15 protein-coding genes are annotated in these 18,091 nt (G+C 61.3%); 3 read left to right on the top strand and 12 right to left on the bottom strand.

The window, feature by feature from the left end; all coding sequences use genetic code 11:
* Positions 1-208: 208 nt before the first annotated feature.
* A complete protein-coding gene (cyaY, locus tag CBW50_RS23385; RefSeq protein WP_086147742.1) occupies positions 209-538 on the bottom strand; it encodes an iron donor protein CyaY in 330 nt (109 codons plus the stop codon).
* 40 nt (positions 539-578) lie between these two features.
* Between cyaY and CBW50_RS29810 the strand changes: the two genes are divergently transcribed.
* The gene (locus CBW50_RS29810) at positions 579-761 is read left to right on the top strand and encodes a lipoprotein (RefSeq protein ID WP_070221692.1); all 183 of its coding nucleotides are present in this window, start codon (positions 579-581) and stop codon (positions 759-761) included.
* Here the strand turns inward: CBW50_RS29810 and CBW50_RS23375 are convergent.
* From CBW50_RS23375 to CBW50_RS23355, 5 genes are all read right to left on the bottom strand, one after another.
* Complete coding sequence (locus tag CBW50_RS23375) at positions 758-1,411, bottom strand: sulfite oxidase heme-binding subunit YedZ (protein ID WP_086147741.1); 654 nt, start codon at positions 1,409-1,411, stop codon at positions 758-760. The two genes, CBW50_RS29810 and CBW50_RS23375, sit on opposite strands and share 4 nt — an antisense overlap.
* Before the next feature lie 9 nt (positions 1,412-1,420).
* The gene (gene msrP / locus CBW50_RS23370; protein ID WP_086147740.1) at positions 1,421-2,398 is read right to left on the bottom strand and encodes a protein-methionine-sulfoxide reductase catalytic subunit MsrP; all 978 of its coding nucleotides are present in this window, start codon (positions 2,396-2,398) and stop codon (positions 1,421-1,423) included.
* A gap of 85 nt (positions 2,399-2,483) precedes the next feature.
* Positions 2,484-3,635, bottom strand: coding sequence for a c-type cytochrome biogenesis protein CcsB (gene ccsB / locus CBW50_RS23365; protein WP_086147744.1), 1,152 nt, complete (start codon positions 3,633-3,635; stop codon positions 2,484-2,486).
* A gap of 49 nt (positions 3,636-3,684) precedes the next feature.
* Positions 3,685-5,781, bottom strand: coding sequence for a cytochrome c biogenesis protein ResB (locus CBW50_RS23360; RefSeq protein ID WP_086147739.1), 2,097 nt, complete (start codon positions 5,779-5,781; stop codon positions 3,685-3,687).
* A 184-nt stretch (positions 5,782-5,965) separates the two neighbouring features.
* Positions 5,966-6,655 (bottom strand): cytochrome c, encoded by a 690-nt coding sequence (locus tag CBW50_RS23355; RefSeq protein WP_086147738.1) that lies wholly within the window; start codon positions 6,653-6,655, stop codon positions 5,966-5,968.
* Positions 6,656-6,841: 186 nt separating this feature from the next.
* Between CBW50_RS23355 and yihA the strand changes: the two genes are divergently transcribed.
* Positions 6,842-7,585: a ribosome biogenesis GTP-binding protein YihA/YsxC gene (gene yihA, locus CBW50_RS23350; RefSeq protein ID WP_086147737.1), complete on the top strand. Its 744-nt coding sequence runs from the start codon at positions 6,842-6,844 to the stop codon at positions 7,583-7,585.
* Between the two features lie 76 nt (positions 7,586-7,661).
* Here yihA and CBW50_RS23345 read toward each other — a convergent pair whose 3' ends face one another.
* From CBW50_RS23345 to CBW50_RS23325, 5 genes are all read right to left on the bottom strand, one after another.
* Complete coding sequence (locus tag CBW50_RS23345; protein WP_253251979.1) at positions 7,662-8,510, bottom strand: hypothetical protein; 849 nt, start codon at positions 8,508-8,510, stop codon at positions 7,662-7,664.
* Positions 8,511-8,819: 309 nt separating this feature from the next.
* A complete protein-coding gene (locus tag CBW50_RS23340; RefSeq protein ID WP_086147736.1) occupies positions 8,820-11,930 on the bottom strand; it encodes an efflux RND transporter permease subunit in 3,111 nt (1,036 codons plus the stop codon).
* Positions 11,927-13,096, bottom strand: coding sequence for an efflux RND transporter periplasmic adaptor subunit (locus tag CBW50_RS23335; protein ID WP_086147735.1), 1,170 nt, complete (start codon positions 13,094-13,096; stop codon positions 11,927-11,929). Before CBW50_RS23335 ends, CBW50_RS23340 begins: the two co-directional genes overlap by 4 nt.
* A gap of 88 nt (positions 13,097-13,184) precedes the next feature.
* Complete coding sequence (locus CBW50_RS23330) at positions 13,185-14,543, bottom strand: ATP-binding protein (RefSeq protein WP_086147734.1); 1,359 nt, start codon at positions 14,541-14,543, stop codon at positions 13,185-13,187.
* Complete coding sequence (locus CBW50_RS23325; protein ID WP_034753223.1) at positions 14,540-15,268, bottom strand: response regulator; 729 nt, start codon at positions 15,266-15,268, stop codon at positions 14,540-14,542. The genes CBW50_RS23330 and CBW50_RS23325 overlap by 4 nt, the downstream gene beginning before the upstream one ends.
* Before the next feature lie 187 nt (positions 15,269-15,455).
* On the opposite strand from CBW50_RS23325, the gene CBW50_RS23320 reads away from it, so the two are divergent.
* Positions 15,456-16,001 carry a Spy/CpxP family protein refolding chaperone gene (locus tag CBW50_RS23320; protein WP_226936494.1) on the top strand — a complete coding sequence of 182 codons (546 nt, stop codon included), beginning with the start codon at positions 15,456-15,458 and terminating at the stop codon, positions 15,999-16,001.
* Positions 16,002-16,071: 70 nt separating this feature from the next.
* Here the strand turns inward: CBW50_RS23320 and dsbD are convergent, their stop codons facing one another.
* Positions 16,072-18,024: a protein-disulfide reductase DsbD gene (gene dsbD, locus CBW50_RS23315; protein WP_086147732.1), complete on the bottom strand. Its 1,953-nt coding sequence runs from the start codon at positions 18,022-18,024 to the stop codon at positions 16,072-16,074.
* Positions 18,025-18,091: the final 67 nt, after the last annotated feature.

Here is an 18,091-nt window from a genome sequence, read left to right as displayed (position 1 = left end):
TGTACGTCATCTCGCCTTTTTCAACCTGCTCGACAACGCTCAATTTAAAAGCCAGGCTGTAATCTCGCTGACTGCGTCGAAACCCTTGTTCCATCGGACACTCCTTCTCTGTAACGAAAAAGTGTCAACTTATTCCAGGACGGGTCATAAAATAAAAAAAGGGCAGCCTGAAGAGGCTGCCCTTTTTTATTGCGCGCGGCTAAAACAATTACTTCAGCACGACGGGTGCGCCCGCCTGCTCGCTGGCCATGCTGGACAAGGCGGCAAACAGTTCGGAGCCGTCGCGCGTGTTGATCCATTCATTGCCCACGCGCTTGTAATGAAAACCGCCGGAACGGGCCGCCACCCACATTTCGCGCATGGGGGCCTGGCTGTTGACGATGATTTTCGTGCCGTTATCGATGAATTCGATTTCCAGCACGTTGCCGCTGCGGCTGCATTCGACGTCGAGCACGTCCGCATCGTTCAGCCGGTCCAGCGCCGCCTCGATGTCCGTCAGGGTGGCTTCGGCCAGGGCCAGGAATTCCGATTCGCTCATGCTACACTCCAAAGATCTTAATCAAACCGTGATTCTAATCGTGAAGTCATCCTCAGCGTTTTATATCGGCATCGCCATTGTGGTCTCTAGCGTCCTGGCCGGCTGCGGCCAGCCCGGCCCCCTGTACCTGCCCAAGCCGCCAGCGGCCAAGGGCGCGCCGGCCAAAGGCCCCGTCGAACCGGCGCCCGTGCCGCCGCCGCCCGTGATCGTGCCGGCGACCTAAACGGAGCGCACCGGGGTGGCGGCATGCGCCGCCCTGGCGTTCTTGACGCGCTTGCTCCAGGCGACATACACGCGCATTAACAGCAGTAGCGCGACGATACTGCCAAACAGGATCGGTTGCGCGAAATTGTGCTTGCCCGCCTTCATCCACCAGAAGTGCAGGATGCCCAGCGGCGCGATGATGTAAATCAAACGGTGCAGCCACTGCCAGCGCTTGCCGCCCAGGCGTTTGACCATGCCGTTCGTGCTCGTCACGGCCAGCGGAATGAGCAATACAAAGGCGATGAAGCCCACCGTGATGAATGGTCGCTTGAGCACATCCTTCCACATTTCCTGCACATCAAAAAAGTGATCGAACCACAGGAAGGTGGTGAAATGCAGCGCCGCGTAGAAAAACGCAAACAGGCCCAGCATGCGCCGCAACTTGATCAGCCAATTCCACTGCGTGAGGCGCCGCAAGGGCGTCACCGCCAGGCTGATGCACAGAAAATACAGGGTCCAGTCGCCCGTGCCCCGCGTGATGAATTCCAGCGGCTCCACCAGTTGTCCCGTATAGGTCAGCCACACCATGCGCGCAAACGGCAGCAGTGCCAACAGGAAAACCAGGCTTTTGAATAGCGACAACTGTTTCGGCGTGGGGTTGAGGGCCATGGTCTTTCCTTAAAAGAACTTCTTCAGGTCCATGCCCGCGTACAGCGAGGCGACATCGTTGTAGCCGTTGAACATCAGGGTCTTGCGCTTGCGCGTCAGAAAGCCGTCTTCGCCGATACGCCGCTCGGACGCCTGCGACCAGCGCGGATGGTCGACGTTCGGGTTCACATTCGAATAAAAGCCGTATTCGGACGGCGCCGACAGGTTCCAGGACGTGCGCGGCTGTTCCTTGACGAAACGGATCTTGACGATGGATTTGGCCGATTTAAAGCCATATTTCCATGGCAACACCATCCGCACGGGCGCGCCATTCTGGTTCGGCAAGGTTTCGCCATACATGCCCAGGGTCAGCAGCGCCAGCGGATGGTTCGCCTCATCGATGCGCAAGCCTTCCGTATAGGGCCACTGCAGCACGCGGCTGCCCACGCCCGGCATCTGCTTCTTGTCGGCCAGGCTGATGAATTCCACGTACTTGGCGTTGCCCGTCGGCTCGACCTTCTTGATAATTTCCGAGAAGGAATAACCAACCCACGGGATGACCATCGACCAGCCTTCCACGCAGCGCAGCCGGTAGACGCGCTCTTCCAGCGGCGCCAGCTTCAGCAGCGCGTCGAGGTCCAGCGTCATCGGCTTCTTGACTTCGCCTTCGATGCTGACCGTCCAGGGACGCGTGCGCAGGGTGCCCGCGTTTTGTGCAGGATCGCTCTTGTCCGTGCCGAACTCGTAGAAATTGTTGTAGCTGGTGGCGTCTTTATAGGCCGTCGGCTTGTCCAGCGCCGAATAGGCGGGATTCAATTTGGCTGCCAGCTTGGGATTGCTTCCTTGCGCGAACGCTTCGCGGCTGGCCATTTCCAGCAAGGCCGCACTGGACATCGAGCCCAGGGCGATTTGCTTGATGAAGCTGCGGCGCGATTCAAACACGGCGCGCGGCGTGATTTCGGAAGAATACGGCAAGTCGATGCCGTTGGGACTGCGCTTGATCAACATGGCGGCTCCGGAAAAAGGTGATTGGAGACACCTTACACCAGTTTTTCCGGGCCGTTCATGACGCTTCTGTCATGCAGATAAAGCGTTACAGCTTGCCGTAAGAGTGCAAACCTGAAAGAAACATATTCACGCCCAAAAAGGCAAACGTCGTTACCAGCAAGCCCACCAGCGCCCACCAGGCGGCGACACGGCCGCGCAAGCCCGTCATCAAGCGCATGTGCAGCCAGGCCGCATAGTTGAGCCAGACGATCAGCGCCCACGTTTCCTTCGGGTCCCACGACCAGTAGCCACCCCACGCTTCGGCCGCCCACAGGGCGCCCAGGATGGTGGCAACCGTGAAGAAGGCGAAACCGACGGAAATGGCCTTGTACATGACGTCATCGAGCACTTCCAGCGACGGCAGGCGGTCCATCAGGTAGCCGCTCGATTTGAGCAGGTAGGCCGAGGCCACCATGGCCGACAGGGCGAACGTGCCGTAGCCGATGAAATTGGCCGGCACGTGGATCTTCATCCACCAGCTTTGCAGGGCCGGCACCAGCGGCTGGATGTCGGCCGCGTCACGCGTGACCGTGTACCACATCAGGAAAACGACGGCCGCCGAAATGACCAGCATGACGAAGGCGCCCAGCTGGCGCGTCGCGTAATGCTGCTCGTAATACAGGTAAAACATGGCCGTGATCAAGGAGAACAGGATGAACACTTCGTACAGGTTCGACACGGGAATGTGGCCCACGTCGGCGCCGATCAGGTACGACTCGTACCAGCGCACCAGCATGCCCGTCAGGCCCAGTACGACGCCGGCCCAGCACAGCAGGGAACCGACGGAGGAGCCGAATTCCGAGCGGGCTACCAGGCCGATCCAGTAGAACAGGGTCGACAGCACGAACAGGGTGCCCATCCACAGGATGGCGGACTGGCTGGACAAGATGTATTTCAGGAAAAATTTCTGATTCGCCACGTCCAGATGGCCGGCGTACAGCTCGATGGCGAACAGCGACAGCACGGCCGCCACGGGAATCAGCCAGCGCACGGGCTTCCAGTGCCAGCCCAGCCACGCAAACGTGGGCGCGGCCGCCAGCAGGATGGCTTTTTCATAGATATCCATGAAGGCGCCAAAGCGCATGAGGCCAAACAGGGAGGCGGCCAGCAAGCCGGCGCCGTAGATCCAGTCGATCAGGCTCAGGCGCTTGAAAAAGCCCGGTTCCTGCGCATAAATTTGTTTATTTGCCAATTCCATCATTTTCTCCATTCCCGGCCACGCTGCAGCGCTCCAGACACAGCGCAGCTTACGCCGATTGCGGCAGTTTTGCCTTCAAGTTCTCAAATTCTTTTTCAAAGTCCAGGGTCTTGCGCTGCGTGCTCATGGCCATCAGGGCGTCGCTGCCGCCGTCGCCATCCTTGATCCACACCCACAGGCGGCGCTCGCGGATATAAAACATGGAAAACACGCCGATCACGAGGAACAGGCAGCCGAGGTAAACCACGCTCTTGCCCGGCGAACGCGTCACCTGCAGCACGGACGCCTTGATTTCCGTGAATTCGTCGAGTTGCAGATACACGGGCGCGCCGTAGAAGAAGCTGTCGGACAGCGCATTCGTGGCCAGTTGCAGGAAGCGGCCATGCTTGTCATCGGCGTCAACGGGCTTCAAGCCATCCTTGCTGCGCGCCGCCTGCCACAGGTCCCACAGGCTGCCGTTGAGAATTTTCATGAAGATATCGGCCGCCTTTTCCTGCTCGGCCGTCGGAACTTTCTCCAGGAAACGCGAAATGGCGAGGAAACCGCCCTCCTGTCCATTGCCGGCAAAGATGCCCAGGCTTTTCGCCGCCGATTCCTGCAGTTGGCCGCGCAAGGCTTCCGCGCCCGCCTGCGGCATGGCCCGCGCCGCATAGCGGGCGGCGGCCTGCTGGCGCAGTTCGGGATCTTGCAGTGCGGCACGCAAACGCATCCATTCCGTCACGCTGTAATTGTCATCGGCGGGAATGCGCAGGTAGCTGAACGGGTCGCTGGGGCTGACACGCATGCCGGCCAGAAACACCGTTGCACCATCAACCGTGACCGGCTGCATGTAATTCTGGTACTCGCGCGCCTGGCCCGTCTTGTCGCGCAATTTGTATTGCACCGAGGGGCCGACATTCTTCAAGTCCTTGTTATGCGCATTCTTCCCGGCCGAACCCAGGCGCTTGTCCAGGCCCACGGCAAACTTCTCGTTAAAACTTTCCGTCTTGTTGACGGCGCGCACATCCTGGCCCGCACTGAGGTTTTCCACGTTAAACGGACGGAAAGCCGACCATTCCACCGTATAGGAGTTGCCATCGCTGCGCTCGAGCGGCGTGCTGCCGCCCACTTCGCCGCCGATGTCGAAACGCTTGGTGGTCTTGCCCGTCATGGGAAAGCCCGTCAACTTGAGCTTGCTGCCGCCATCTTCAAAGCTGGACTGGTACAGGGCCAGGCCCTTGTACAGCAGCGGCTGGTTGACTTTGATTGTTGCTGGGAAACTTTCTCCCGTGACATGGTCGGTGATGACAACATCGCTGGCGAACAGCTTGGGCATGCCCGTGCTGTAGAAATCAATGTGGAATTTCTTCAGCAGGATGGTGATGGGCAAATCCTGGATCAGCACGCCATCGGCCTGGGGAATGATGGCCGTGTTGCTCGACGAGCCTTCCGGGATCATGGTATTGCCGCGGAAAGTAGGATTCGACAGGCTCAAACGGTGCTGGGCGGGAATGTCGGCGATCACGCCGCTGCCGGCAAACGGCGTCTTGCCAAAAAACCATTGCTGCACGCGGATCGGCATTTCCGAGTCGAGCAAGCCGCCCACGCAGATGATGACGATGGCGCCGTGAGCAAAGATATAGCCCCATTTATTGGCGGCGCCCCGCTTGGCGGCCACCAGGGTGGCGTTGTCCTTCTCGACCACCTTGGCCCCGTAACCGGCGTCTTTCAGGCGCATCACCATCTGCTGCGCCAGCACGGCGCGCGGCAGCGGCGCCTGCCATTCCGTCTTGTGATGGAAATTGCGCAGCGATTGCTCGCGCACATTGTCGCGCCAGCTGCGCATGTCCTTGAGCATCTTCGGCGCATTGCGCACGATGCACAGCGAGGTGGAAGCAACGAGGAAGCCCATGATGACGAGGAACCACCAGGCCGAATACACGGAATACAGGCTCAGCTTGTCGAAGACGGCGAACCAGAACGGGCCAAACTGGTTGACATAGTTGGGCATGGGCTCGTTCTGCTTGAGCACGGTGCCGATGATGGAGGCGACGGCGATCAGGGTCAGCAGGCTGATGGCAAAGCGCATCGACGAGACCAGCTCGACGAATTCAGCCAGGCTGCGGCGCTGGGTTTTTAACTCGATTCCGGTCGTGCCTGTGCTCATACGTGGATACTCATACGGGATATGCAATCTTCAAGAAAATGTAGGCATGGAGCAGAGTGTTTCTCCGCGCAAGGCGGCAGCATACTCCTGTTTGGCCCTTGCCATGAAAAAGGGCAGCCTGTGGAAACGGCCGCCCTCTTCATGCACGCTGGTGCGCCTGGCAATCTCTTGCCACTATGAAAACTTACTTCAGGCCGGCGATATAGTCGGCCACGGCGGCGATTTCATCGTCCGACATGCGGGCGGCGATGGTGTGCATTTGCGCGCTGTTCTTGCGGGCGTCGGCCTTGGTGCTGCGGAACATGCTCAGCTGGGCCACCGTGTAATCCTGGTGCTGGCCGGCAATGCGGGGATACTGGACGGGAATGCCGTTGCCCGTCGCGCCATGACAGCTGGCGCAGGCGGCAACTTGCTTGGAAGCAATGCCACCACGGTAGATTTTCTTGCCCAAGTCTATCGTATCCTTGTTTTTCGCGGCGCCCGGCTTGGACAGCTGCGCGCCCAGGTAGGCGGCGATATTCTTCTTGTCGGCGTCGCTGAGCATCTTTGCGTACGTCGTCATGACGGGCTGGTTGCGCTCCGGCGTGGTGAAATCGACCAGTTGCTTGTAGATATAGCTTTCATGCTGGCCGGCCAGCTTCGGATTGACCGTGATGGTCGAATTGCCGGCCGCGCCATGGCAGGACACGCAGGCAGGCAAGCCGCGCGCCGTATCGCCATCGGCGTACAGGGTAGCGCCCTTGGCAGGGTCGGCCTTGACGGCGACGGCTGGCGCGTGGGCTGGTTTCGGTTCTTCGACCGCGGAAGCAGTTGCCGATACAGCCAGCAAAGCGAGCAGCATGGATTGGACAAACGGTGAAAACGCACGATTCATTCAGGCACCCTGAGACAGTGAGAAATTAGTGGTGGACATTGCCGCGCCCTGGGGATTTTTGCTTTATTTTCAGGACCGCAAGCCGCATCGCTGCTACGCCGGCAACAATAAACAACCCCTTATTGTACAATAGCTTCTTGGCGTTATCGCTCCCTTATCGCTCCCTTTTGTTGCTTTACTACTCCCATGTCAAAACTCTGGCAAGCCCGCTTCTTTACGACCGTCAACCAATTGCGTGACCTGCCCGATACCACGGTGCCGGAAATCGCCTTTGCCGGCCGCTCCAATGCCGGTAAATCGACCGCCATCAACATCTTGTGTAATCAGAAAGGCTTGGCGTTCGCCTCCAAGACACCTGGCCGTACCCAGCACATCAACTACTTCTCCATCGGCGGCGCCCATGTGGCGCAGCACCGCAAGGATGCCACCATCGTCGAAGAGATCGAATGCCTGCTGGTCGACTTGCCGGGCTACGGCTACGCGGAAGTCTCGGGCTCGGCCAAATTGCACTGGCAGCGCCTGCTGGGCGACTACGTGCAGCGCCGCGAGCAATTGGCGGGTTTGATCCTGATCATGGATTCGCGCCGCCCCTTCACCGATCTGGACATTCAAATGCTGGAATGGTTCGCCCCGACGGGTAAACCAATTCACTGCATCCTGACGAAAGTCGATAAGCTGAACCGCAATGAATCGGTCAACGCGCTGCGCCAGGCGAAAGCCAAGCTCGACAGCTACGTGGATGAAGACGGCGTCGGCTTCCCGTTCACCGTGCAGCTGTTCTCGGCCCTGAAACGCGTCGGCATCGAAGAAGCCAACGACAAGATCATGGAACTGGCCGGCATCAGCGAAGACGGCGCGGCCCAGATGGTCGAGCTGATCGAAATGGAAGACGACGTCGAACCGGAAGCGGGAAGCGACAAGCCGGCTTGATCCACATCAACGCTGCGTAAAAAAAGGCTGCCCGTTCACACGGTGCAGCCTTTTTTCTTACGCGGGCGCCGGGCGCCTAGCGCCGTCCCGGCCCCGGGCGCTTCTCGGAAAAGAATTCCTGGCGCAGGAAAGCCATCAGCTCGGCCGTATCCTCGACGCGGGCGCTGAGGTTGACGTTGCGCCCCAGGCGCCGCGATTCCCACACGAAATCGCCGGGCTTTTCGGCACGGATCATCTGAATCATCTTCTTCAGGATGGCCGTTTCGATGTCCGGCTCGTTGCCCAGTTCCACTTTTTCCTGCTTCGGCCAAACACGCTTGAAGCTCGCATTCCAGCCCTTGAACTTGACTTCGGCACTGAACGAAGTCTGGTTGACGATGGAAAACACGCCGCCCGAATCCTCGCGGTCGCTGCCGGAATTGCGTCCCTGCGCGCCGGCGATATTCGCCTTGGCCACGCGCATGGCGCGGTCGTTTTCGCTTTCCTCGGCCGGCGGCGCGGGATTTTGCGCCTCGCGCTGCTTGCGGCGCTGCTCGATCATCGAGCTCATGTCTTCAGCGGGTGGCGGCGGCAACGGCACTTTCGACACCAGCGGCGGCGTGTACGTTTCCAGTTTCGGCTTGTCGCGCGGCACATCTTTTGTGACCACGCGCTTGCTCGGGGCCGGCGGTGGTTTCACCTTGGCAACTTTCTTATCCTTCGGCTTGGGCGTCGGTTTCGGCTGCGGCTTCGGTTGCGGCTTGTCCTTCAGCGGCGCGATATAGACCATCGCGCTTTCCTTCTTCGGCGGCGGAATCTTCTCGATCTTGTCGCTACGCAACAGCACATAGGCCGCCAGCAGCACGTGCAGCAAGACGGACACGCCCAGCGCAACCTTGCGCGTGGTGCTGGTCCTGGACCCGTAGGCCGGTGGTGGCTGAATCACTTGTCCGCAGGTGGGACAAACATCGGAATCGGCAGCCATCAAATGGGTCGTGTCATGCAAAATGAATCATGCTTTCTGTGTAGCGAAGAAATAACATTACAGGGCAGCCATAGTGCCAGAGTCCCTTGCTTTTGGGAACACTTCTGCGGCCTTTCCAACCCGAAGCGTACAGGATAGCGACATTCCTTGCAGCGCTAGCCAGAGTACCCGAGCCGCCCCTTGACGGTTGTTACCGTATGTATCATGGCCCATACAAAACCGGCGCCGCATTCACGCTGGAACGGGGCGCCGGTCTGGGCATGCGGCGTGTCAGGCCTTGCTGTCGAGTATTAACAGTTGCTCGTCCGTCAGCGGCCCCGAGCCGCTGTACTTATCCAGGAACAAATAGATGACGGGGGTGATAAACAGGGTAATCACTTGTGAAAACAGCAAGCCCCCCACCACGGCCAGGCCCAGCGGCTGGCGCAGCTCGGCGCCGGCGCCCAGGCCCAGGGCGATGGGCAAGGCGCCCATCAGGGCTGCCGCCGTCGTCATCATGATGGGACGAAAACGCAGGATGCACGCCTGGCGGATGGCTTCAGGCGGGCTCATGCCTTCATTGCGCTGCGCATGCAGGGCGAAGTCGATCATCATGATGGCGTTTTTCTTGACGATGCCGATCAGCATCAAAATACCGATGATGGCGATCATGGTGAGGTCCATGCCGAACAGGCGCAAGGTCAACAGCGCCCCCACGGCCGCCGACGGCAAACCGGCCAGGATGGTCAGCGGGTGGATGTAGCTTTCATACAGCACGCCGAGCAGCACATAGATCACGGCCAGCGCGGCGATGATGAGGATGATCTGGCTAGCCTGCGAATCCTGGAACACGGCCGCGTCGCCGCCGTAGCGCGTGATGATGGAGGCCGGCAAGCTCATGTCCTTGCCCATCACGTCGATCTTGCCCGTGGCCACACCCAGCGGCACGTCCGGCGCCAGGTTGAAGGCGATGGTGACGGCCTGCAGCTGCCCCTGGTGATTGACGGAGGTGGGACCGATCGTGCGTTCCACATAGGCAATACTTGACAGTTTCACCAGTTCGCCCGACTTGCTGCGCACGGACACGCGGGTGAGCGCATCGTCATACTGGCGGTCCGGTGTGGCCGCTTCCAGGATCACGTAATAGCTGGCCGCCGAGGAATAGATGGTCGATACCTGCCGCTCGCCAAAGGCGCTGTACAGGGCCGTGCGGATGTCGGACATTTGCACGCCCAGCAGATTGGCCTTGTCGCGGTCGATCCTGAGGGACGCCTGCAAGCCCTTGATCTGCGAATCGCTGGTGACGTCGCGGAAGGCCGGGTCGGCGCGCATGCCTACGATAAACTTTTCCGCCCAGTCATTCAAGGCGTCGGGGCTGACGCTTTGCAGGGTGTACTGGTAGCGGCTCTTGCTCTGGCGCCCGCCCAGCTGCAAGTTTTGCACGGGGCGGAAATACACGGCCATGCCGGGCACGGCACTCGTCGCGCGGCGCAGGTTTTCCAGCACCACGGGCATTTTCGGCCGTTCGCTGCGCGGTTTCAGCACCATGAACATGCGGCCCGTATTGCCGCCGCCAACGAACGAGGTCACGTCCTGCACGCTGGGGTCCGCCTTGAGCACGGCCGCCACACGGGCTTGCAAGTCCTGCAGGGCCGCCGAGGAAATATCCTCCGACGCTTCCGTATTCACCTGGATCTGCCCCAGGTCTTCCTCGGGGAAGAAACCTTTCGGAATGGTCGCGTACAGCAGCACCGTCAGCGCGAACGTGCACACGGCGATGAACAGCACCACGTTGCGGTACGCCAGGGCCTTGTCGAGCAGATGCACATAAGCGTTGCGCAATTTCGTGAAACCGGCCTCGAAGTGGCGGCCGATGAAGGTTTTTTCGCCGTGCGTGGGATCGCTGTCATTGTGTTCGCGCGAATCGGCCGGCAGGAAGCGGCTGGCCAGCATCGGCACCAGGGTCAGCGACACGATGGCCGAGACGAGAATGGACAGCGAGACGACGACGGCAAACTCGTGGAACAGCAAGCCGATCACGCCCGGCATGAAGAAGATGGGGATGAACACGGCCACCAGCGAGACGGAAATCGAGATGATGGTGAAACCCATCTCCCTGGCGCCCACGAGGGCCGCCTGGATCGGTTTCTTGCCCATCTCGATATGGCGCACGATGTTTTCCAGCACCACGATGGCGTCGTCGACGACGAGGCCTACGGCCAGGGTAATGCCCAGCAGGGACACGTTGTCGAGGCTGTAGCCGAGCCAGTACAGCAGGGCCAGTGCGCCGAGCAGGGAAATGGGCATGGTGACGGCCGGAATGAAGGTGGCGGCCGCGCGGTGCAGGAACAAAAAGATCACCAGCACCACTAGGATGACGGTCAGGGCCAGGGTCAGGTTGACGTCGTGGATGGCTTCGCGGATCGACAGCGAACGGTCGTTGACCAGGCTGATCTGTATTGACTGCGGCAATTGCGCCTTGAAACCAGGCAGCAAGCGGCGCACGCCATCGACCACTTGCACGGTATTGGCATCCGGCTGGCGCTGTACCATCAGGCTGATCGAGCGCTCGCCATTGAAACTGCCGACGGCCTTGATCGATTGAAAGCTGTCTTCCACCTCGGCCACGTCTTTCAGCCGTACAGGCTGGCCGTTGCGGCTGGCGACGATCAGTTCGGCAAAATCGGCCGCTTTCATCATTTGCGGATTGCCCTGGATGGTCAGGGTCTGGCTGGGGCCGTCAAGAATGCCCAGCGGGGAGTTCGTGTTCGAGGCGCGCAGGGCCTGGGCCAGCTCGTCCATCGTCAAGTTACGCGCGTTCATCAGGTCGGCACGGGCACGCACGCGCACGGCGAAGCGTTTCTGGCCATTGACGATGACCTGGGCTACGCCAGGCAAGGTCGACAGGCTGGGAGCGATCAGGTTTTCCGCATAATCGTTGAGATCCGACAAGTTCAGCGAGGGCGACGTCATCTGGATGAACAGCACGGGCGCATCGGCGGGATTGACCTTGCGGTAAGACGGCAAGTCCGTCATTTCCGTCGGTAACTGGCGCTGTGCGCGCAGCAGGGCCGCCTGCACGTCGACGGCCGCCTCGTTGACGTTGATGCTGGCGTCAAACTCCAGGGTCAGCGAGGTATTGCCCAGGGTACTCGTGGAAGTGATCAGGCTCAGGCCGGAAATGGTGGAAAACTGTTTTTCCAGCGGCAAGGCCACCGACGAGGCCATGGTTTCCGGGCTGGCGCCGGCCAGGTCGGCGCTGACGTTGATGACGGGCGTGTTGTAGCTCGGCAAGGCCGCCACGGGAATTTGCAGATAGGCCAGCACGCCGGCCAGGATGACGGAGAGGGACAGCAGCACCACCATCACGGGGCGGCGGATGCTCAGTTCGGACAGGTTCATGCTGGCTTGCCCTGCGGTGCGGCGCCATCGGCAGCCTTGTTTTTTTCCGCCAGGCGCACCTTGCTGCCAGGACGCAGGTTCTGCTTGCCATCGACGATGACTTTTTCATCGCCCGCCAGGCCGGTGACGACGGCGCTGGGGCCAAATGCATACACGCGGGCAATCTTGCGCATCCTGGCTGTGTTGTCCGTCTCCATCGAGTACACGAAGGTGCCGGTGGTACTCGTGATGATGGCGTTTTGCGGAATGACGAGCGCATCCTTGAGCGTGCGCACGGTCAGCTGCGTATTCACGTACTGGCCTGGCCACAGGTCGGTGCCGCCATTGTTGAAACGGGCCTTGACCTTGATCACGCCGGTGGCGGGATCGACGGCATTGTCGATAAAGCTGAGTTTGCCTTCCAGCTGCTTGCCGCCCGCGTCCGACAGCAGGGCCGTGACGGGCACCTCGCCCGCCTTTTGTGCCGCCAGCAAGCCGGACAGGCTGCTTTCCGGCAAGGTAAACGATACATCGATGGGGTCGAGCTGGGTGATGCTGGTCAGCGAAGTGGCCGGCTGCACCAGGCTGCCCGGATACACGTTGATGGCGCCTACGCGGCCGCTCTGGGGCGCGCGCAGGACCGTGTAGCTGGAGTCGACCTGGGCGGCACGCAAGGCGGCCTGGTCGGCGGCCAGCAGGGCGCGCGCCGCGTCGAGCTGGCTTTGCAGGGTATCGACGGCGCCCTGGGCGATGAAGTTCTTGCTCAGCAGATCCTTGCTACGCTTGAGCTGGCGTTCGAAGTCCTCCACCGAGGCGCGGTCACGCAACACTTGCGCTTGCGCCTTGTCAACATTCGCATGCTCGCTGCGCGCGTCCAGCGTAAACATCAGCTCGCCCTGCTTGACGAACTGGCCTTCGCGGATATGCACTTTGGTCAGCGTGCTGGTCGTTTGCGGGTGCAGGTCGACACTGCTGATCGGCATCACGCTGCCATTGGCCCGCAGCACCATCGGCACATCCTGACGCAGCGGCGCCACCACACTGACGGTGGTGGGAGCCTGCGCCCCACCCTTGCCACCCTTGCCCCCTGCGCCGCTCTGGCTACCGGACTGATGGTTGAAATACCAGATGCCGCCACCGATACACAGGGCCGCACCCACCAGGATTGCCAGGCTAGTCTTTTTCATTATTCTGTCACGCTGTTGCAGCGCAGGGCTGCAGGTTGAAAGTGGTTACCAGAGGGGCTTAACGCGCAATATTGTCGCATGGAAATGATCACTTTCCCGCGTAATACTCTGGCACGATGAGGGTGACTTCCAGTCCACCGTCGACATGATTCGCCAGCAGGACCGTGGCACCATGCTGTTCAGCAATATTGCGAGCGATGGTCAAGCCGAGGCCCGTGCCACCCGATTCGCGCGAGCGCGAGGTTTCTATCCGATAAAACGGTTCAAACACCTTGGCCAGTTGATCTGGCGCAATACCTGGCCCGCCGTCACGGATGCGGACGCGCGCCGCACCCGCGATACGCTCGACGGTCACATGTGCGTACTGGCCATATTTGACGGCATTGTCGATCAGATTCACCAGGCAGCGCCGCATGGCGATGGGCCGCGCCATCAAGGCCATGCCCGCATGGCCGCTCAGCGTCACTTTCTGACCTGCATCGGCGGCGTCGGAACAGACGCTATCTAACAGGGAATCGAGGTCGAGCGCCTGCATGGCTTCCGTGCTGTCCATCGAGCGGGCCAGGTCCAGTCCTTCCTTGACCATGCTTTGCATGGCCGACAGATCGCCCACGAGCCGGTCATACAATTCCGTATCGGCCACCTTTTCCAGGCGCAGGCGCAAGCGCGTGAGCGGCGTCTGCAAGTCGTGGGTGATGGCGGCCAGCATTTGTGTGCGCTGGGAAATATGCTGGCGGATGCGCGCCTGCATGGCATTGAAGGCGGCGCTGGCCTGGCGGATTTCGCTGGCGCCCGACAGGGTCAGCGGCGGATGGTTGATGTCGTTGCCCAGGTCTTTTGCCGCCTGCGCCAGCTGTTTCAGCGGGCGCATGGTCATGCGCGTGACCAGGTAGGCGAGGATGGCGATGCTGATCAAAAATGGCAGCAAGGTGACCCAGTCGCTATGCTCGCCGAATGGCGGCTGCTGGCGCGGCGGCAACACCATCAGGCGCAGCACGTGGCCGTCCTGCATGCGCACGTCGAGGTTTTCGCAAGTGCCGCCCCAGGGCTTGGGACCGAACAGGCCCGATGACTTGCGCGGCTGCGTGCAGGCGGCCGGACGCTCGGCCAGCGCGCTGACCTTGAAGCCTTCGCCCAGCTTCGCCTGCAGGGCGGTGGAGAACTCCGTCGGCGTGCCAGGGACGTGCTCGGCGTCGGGGCGCAGTTCCAGGCGCACGCTGCCCTTGTTGGCCACCTTCAGATAGGCCGCGCGCGAGGCCAGCGGCACGATGTCGGCTGCCATCACCAGCTGCTCGGCCCGTTCCACGGCATGGTAGTCGCGATACTGCTCCAGCGCGCGCTGGCGTTCGCCCACGGCCAGCCACTGCGTCAGCGCGGCGGAAGCGACGATACCGATCAGCAAGAACATGAAGACGCGGCCTGTCATCGACCCCAGGAAGGCCTTCACGCGTGCGGCTCCACGTTGACTTGCCCGGCCAGCACATAGCCGCCGTTGCGCACGGTCTTGATGATTTGCGGCAAGCGCGCATCTTCACCCAGCTTTTGCCGCAGGCGGCTGATCTGGATATCGATCGAGCGGTCGAACGGGTCGGCGTCACGGCCCTGCGTCAGGTTCAACAGCTGATCGCGGTTGAGCACGCGGTTCGGATGTTCGAGGAACACGCGCAGCAAGCGGAACTCCGCGCCCGACAACATGATCACCAGGCCGCTGGGATTGAGCAGGTGGCGCGCCGTCAGGTCCAGGGTCCAGCCGGAAAAGCGGATTTGCTGCGCCTTGTCCGACGGCACGTTCGACGGCATGGCGTGGCTGCGGCGCAAGACGCTGCGTATGCGCGCCAGCAATTCACGGGGTTCGAACGGCTTCGGCAAATAATCGTCGGCCCCCATTTCCAGGCCCAGGATACGGTCCAGCGGCTCATTGCGCGCCGTCAACATAATCACCGGCACGGTCGATTGCGCGCGCAGCTTGCGGCACAGGGTCAGGCCATCGTCACCCGGCAGGTTCAGGTCGAGCACGATCAGATCGGGCCGCGTTTCATCGAGGATTTTCCACATGGCCGTGCCGTCCGCCGCGCCCAGGGTGCGGTAGGCGTTCGTTTCCAGGTAATCCGCCAGCAAGCTGCGGATATCGCGGTCGTCGTCGACGATGAGGATTGTAGAAGTGGGTTCCATGGTACGAATTATCCCCACTTCGCCGGGCCTTGCACAGCGCATTTGTATCGTCTTGTATATAGAGGACCCGAAGAAACATATAGATACAAACTGTCTGGCAGCGGACACTTCGGGGAAACATGGAGCGTCCAACATGGATTCATGTGCAGCAGCATGTACATCCCTCATCTTTTACAAAGGAATCCAGATGAACGCCTCAATGACAACCTTGCGCAAGAATTTGATCATCGCCATGAGCGTACTCGGCATGGGTGCGGCATCGCTGACCGTCCACGCCCAGGAAGCGGCCGCCAGCGCGCCTGCCGCCGGCACCAGGATGCAACATGATGGCCAGCGCGGCCAGCACCGCGCAGGCAACCCGGCCGAACGCATGGCCCAGTACCAGGCGCGCCTGCACGACAAGCTGAAGCTGACAGCCGCGCAGGAACCGGCCTGGGCCACTTTCACGGCCGCCAACGCGCCGAAAAAAACCATGGGTGACTGGAAAGCCAAGCGCGAAGCGATGGCCAAGCTGTCGGCGCCGGAGCGCATGGAGCAATGGATCGCCATGTCGAAGGAACGCGTCGCCAGCCAGGAAAGCCGCCTGGCTTCCCTGAAGACCTTCTATGCCGTGCTGACGCCGGAACAAAAGAAAGTCTTTGACGACAGCGTGCCTGGCGGCAAACATGGTGGCATGCGTGGCCGCCATCACGGCGAACACCATGGCATGCAGGAGCATCCCAAAGCCGGCTGAGTGCTAGCTGTGCAGAAATAGAAAAAGCCCGCGATGCGGGCTTTTTCTGATTGCAAACACAAGTAAATGCTTACTGCCCGTCAAGTTTGCGCAAGGAGGTCAGGAAAGTCGATGCATTCTGGAAGCCGATCACGCGCGACTGGGCGATTTCCTGTCCCTGCGGGTTGAACATGATGATGCCCGGCGGGCCGAACAATTGAAAACGTTTCAGCATGGCCTTGTCGTCGGCATCATTCGCCGTCACGTCCACCTGCAGCAGCACGGCCTGGCCCATCTTCTCGCGCACGGCGGGGTCGACGAAGGTCAGTTTTTCCATCTCGATACAGGATACGCACCAGTCGGCATAGAAATCCAGCAAGGCTGGCTTGCCGTTCAGCTGCGCAAGCGCCGCATCGAGCTGCGCCACGGTCTTTACGCGCGTAAACGCTTGCGCGTGGACCTGGCCGCCACCGAGGTGCGCCAGCGGCGCCAGCGGGTCGCGGCCGCCGCTGGCCACGCCGACCAGTTGCACCACGCCCAGCACGGCAAAGACGAGGCCGAAGGCCTTGGCGATCCAGGCCTGCTGCACACCGCTCTTGCCCACCAGCAAATACATGCCATAGCCGACGAGCAGGACCGTCCAGCCCAGCATCTGCACGGCGCCCGGCAGGACCGGCGAAACCAGCCACCAGGCCACGCCCAGTTGCAGCACGCCAAAGAAGCGCTTGACGGCATCCATCCAGGCGCCGGCACGGGGCAGCAAGGTACCGGCCGACACGCCCACCAGCAGCAAGGGCACGCTCATGCCCACTGCCATGGCGAACAGGGCACTGCCGCCGATGACGACGTCGCGCGTCTGGCTGATGTACAGCAGGGCGCCTGCCAGCGGCGCGGCCACGCATGGCCCCACGATCAGGGCGGAAATGGCGCCCATGACGAATACGCCCGCCAGCCGGCCCGACGATTGCTGGTTCGATACGGACGTCAGCTTGCCTTGCAGGAAGGCAGGCACCTGCAACTCATAAAGCCCGAACATCGACAACGCCAGGCCCGCCATCAGCAAGGCAAAAAAGCCCAGCACCCATGGATTTTGCAATTGGGCTGCCAGGCCTTCGCCCGCCAGGCCGGCCGCCACGCCCAGCGCCGTATAGACGATGGCCATGCCCAGCGCATACGTCAGCGACAGCAGCAAGCCACGCGAGCGGCTGACCTTGGCGCCATCGCCGATGATGATCGACGACAAAATCGGCACCATCGGCAGCACGCACGGCGTAAACGCCAGCCCCAGGCCCAGCAGCATGAACAAGGGCACGATGACGAGCAGCTTGCCGCCCTTCAAGGCCGCTTCAATCTTGCCTAGCTCGCTTTGCGCGGGCGCGGCGCTTGCCGCCGCGGGCGCCGCAGCGAGCGGCTCGGGCGTGCTGGTGACATCGGCCTGGGGAATGCTCAGTACGGACACGCCAGGCGACGCCTGCGCCTGCGGGCCGTTGACGGCCGCCGTATCGACCGCAGGCGCGGCCGGCAAGGCGAATTTCGACGGCAGGCCAGCGCCTGGCGCCATGCTCTGGCCGCCGCCGGCGCCTACCAGTTTCGCCATGGCATCCTGCGGCGCATAGCACAGGCCCTTGTCGGAACAGCCCTGGCCCGTCGCCTTCAGCGTAAACGCGCCCGCCGTTTCCACGGGAATCGTGATGGTCAGTGTCTTGCGGAAGGTTTCCACATTCTTCTGGAACGTGTCGTCGAACTTGACCTTGCCGGGCGGATACACCGGCGTGCCCAGCTTGGCGCCCACGGCCTCAAACTTGAAGCGCTCGTGGTACATATAATAGCCGTCGGCAATCACATACGTGACAGCGATAGTGGACGGGTCCTGCATGCGGGCGGAAAACTTGAAGGCCAGCTCGGGATCGAGGAATTCATCGTCGGCGCGGGCGTGGCTGGCGCCAAAGACGGCCATGGCCAGCAGCAAACAGGTGGCAAGCCAGATCAGCAGTTGATGCAGGGGAGCGGCGCGCGCGGAGGCGCTGGAGGGGAAACGGGACATGAACTACCTTTTCGACCATTCGACAGAGGACGCGCGGAGCAGGCAGCGCTTGTGCCGGGCCGGCGCG

Origin of the sequence: Janthinobacterium sp. GW458P, assembly GCF_002127585.1 — a bacterium.
In the GTDB taxonomy this organism is placed as follows: domain Bacteria; phylum Pseudomonadota; class Gammaproteobacteria; order Burkholderiales; family Burkholderiaceae_D; genus Janthinobacterium.
The sequence above is the reverse complement of the archived record's forward strand: the minus strand, read 5'-3'. Positions and strand labels throughout refer to the sequence as shown.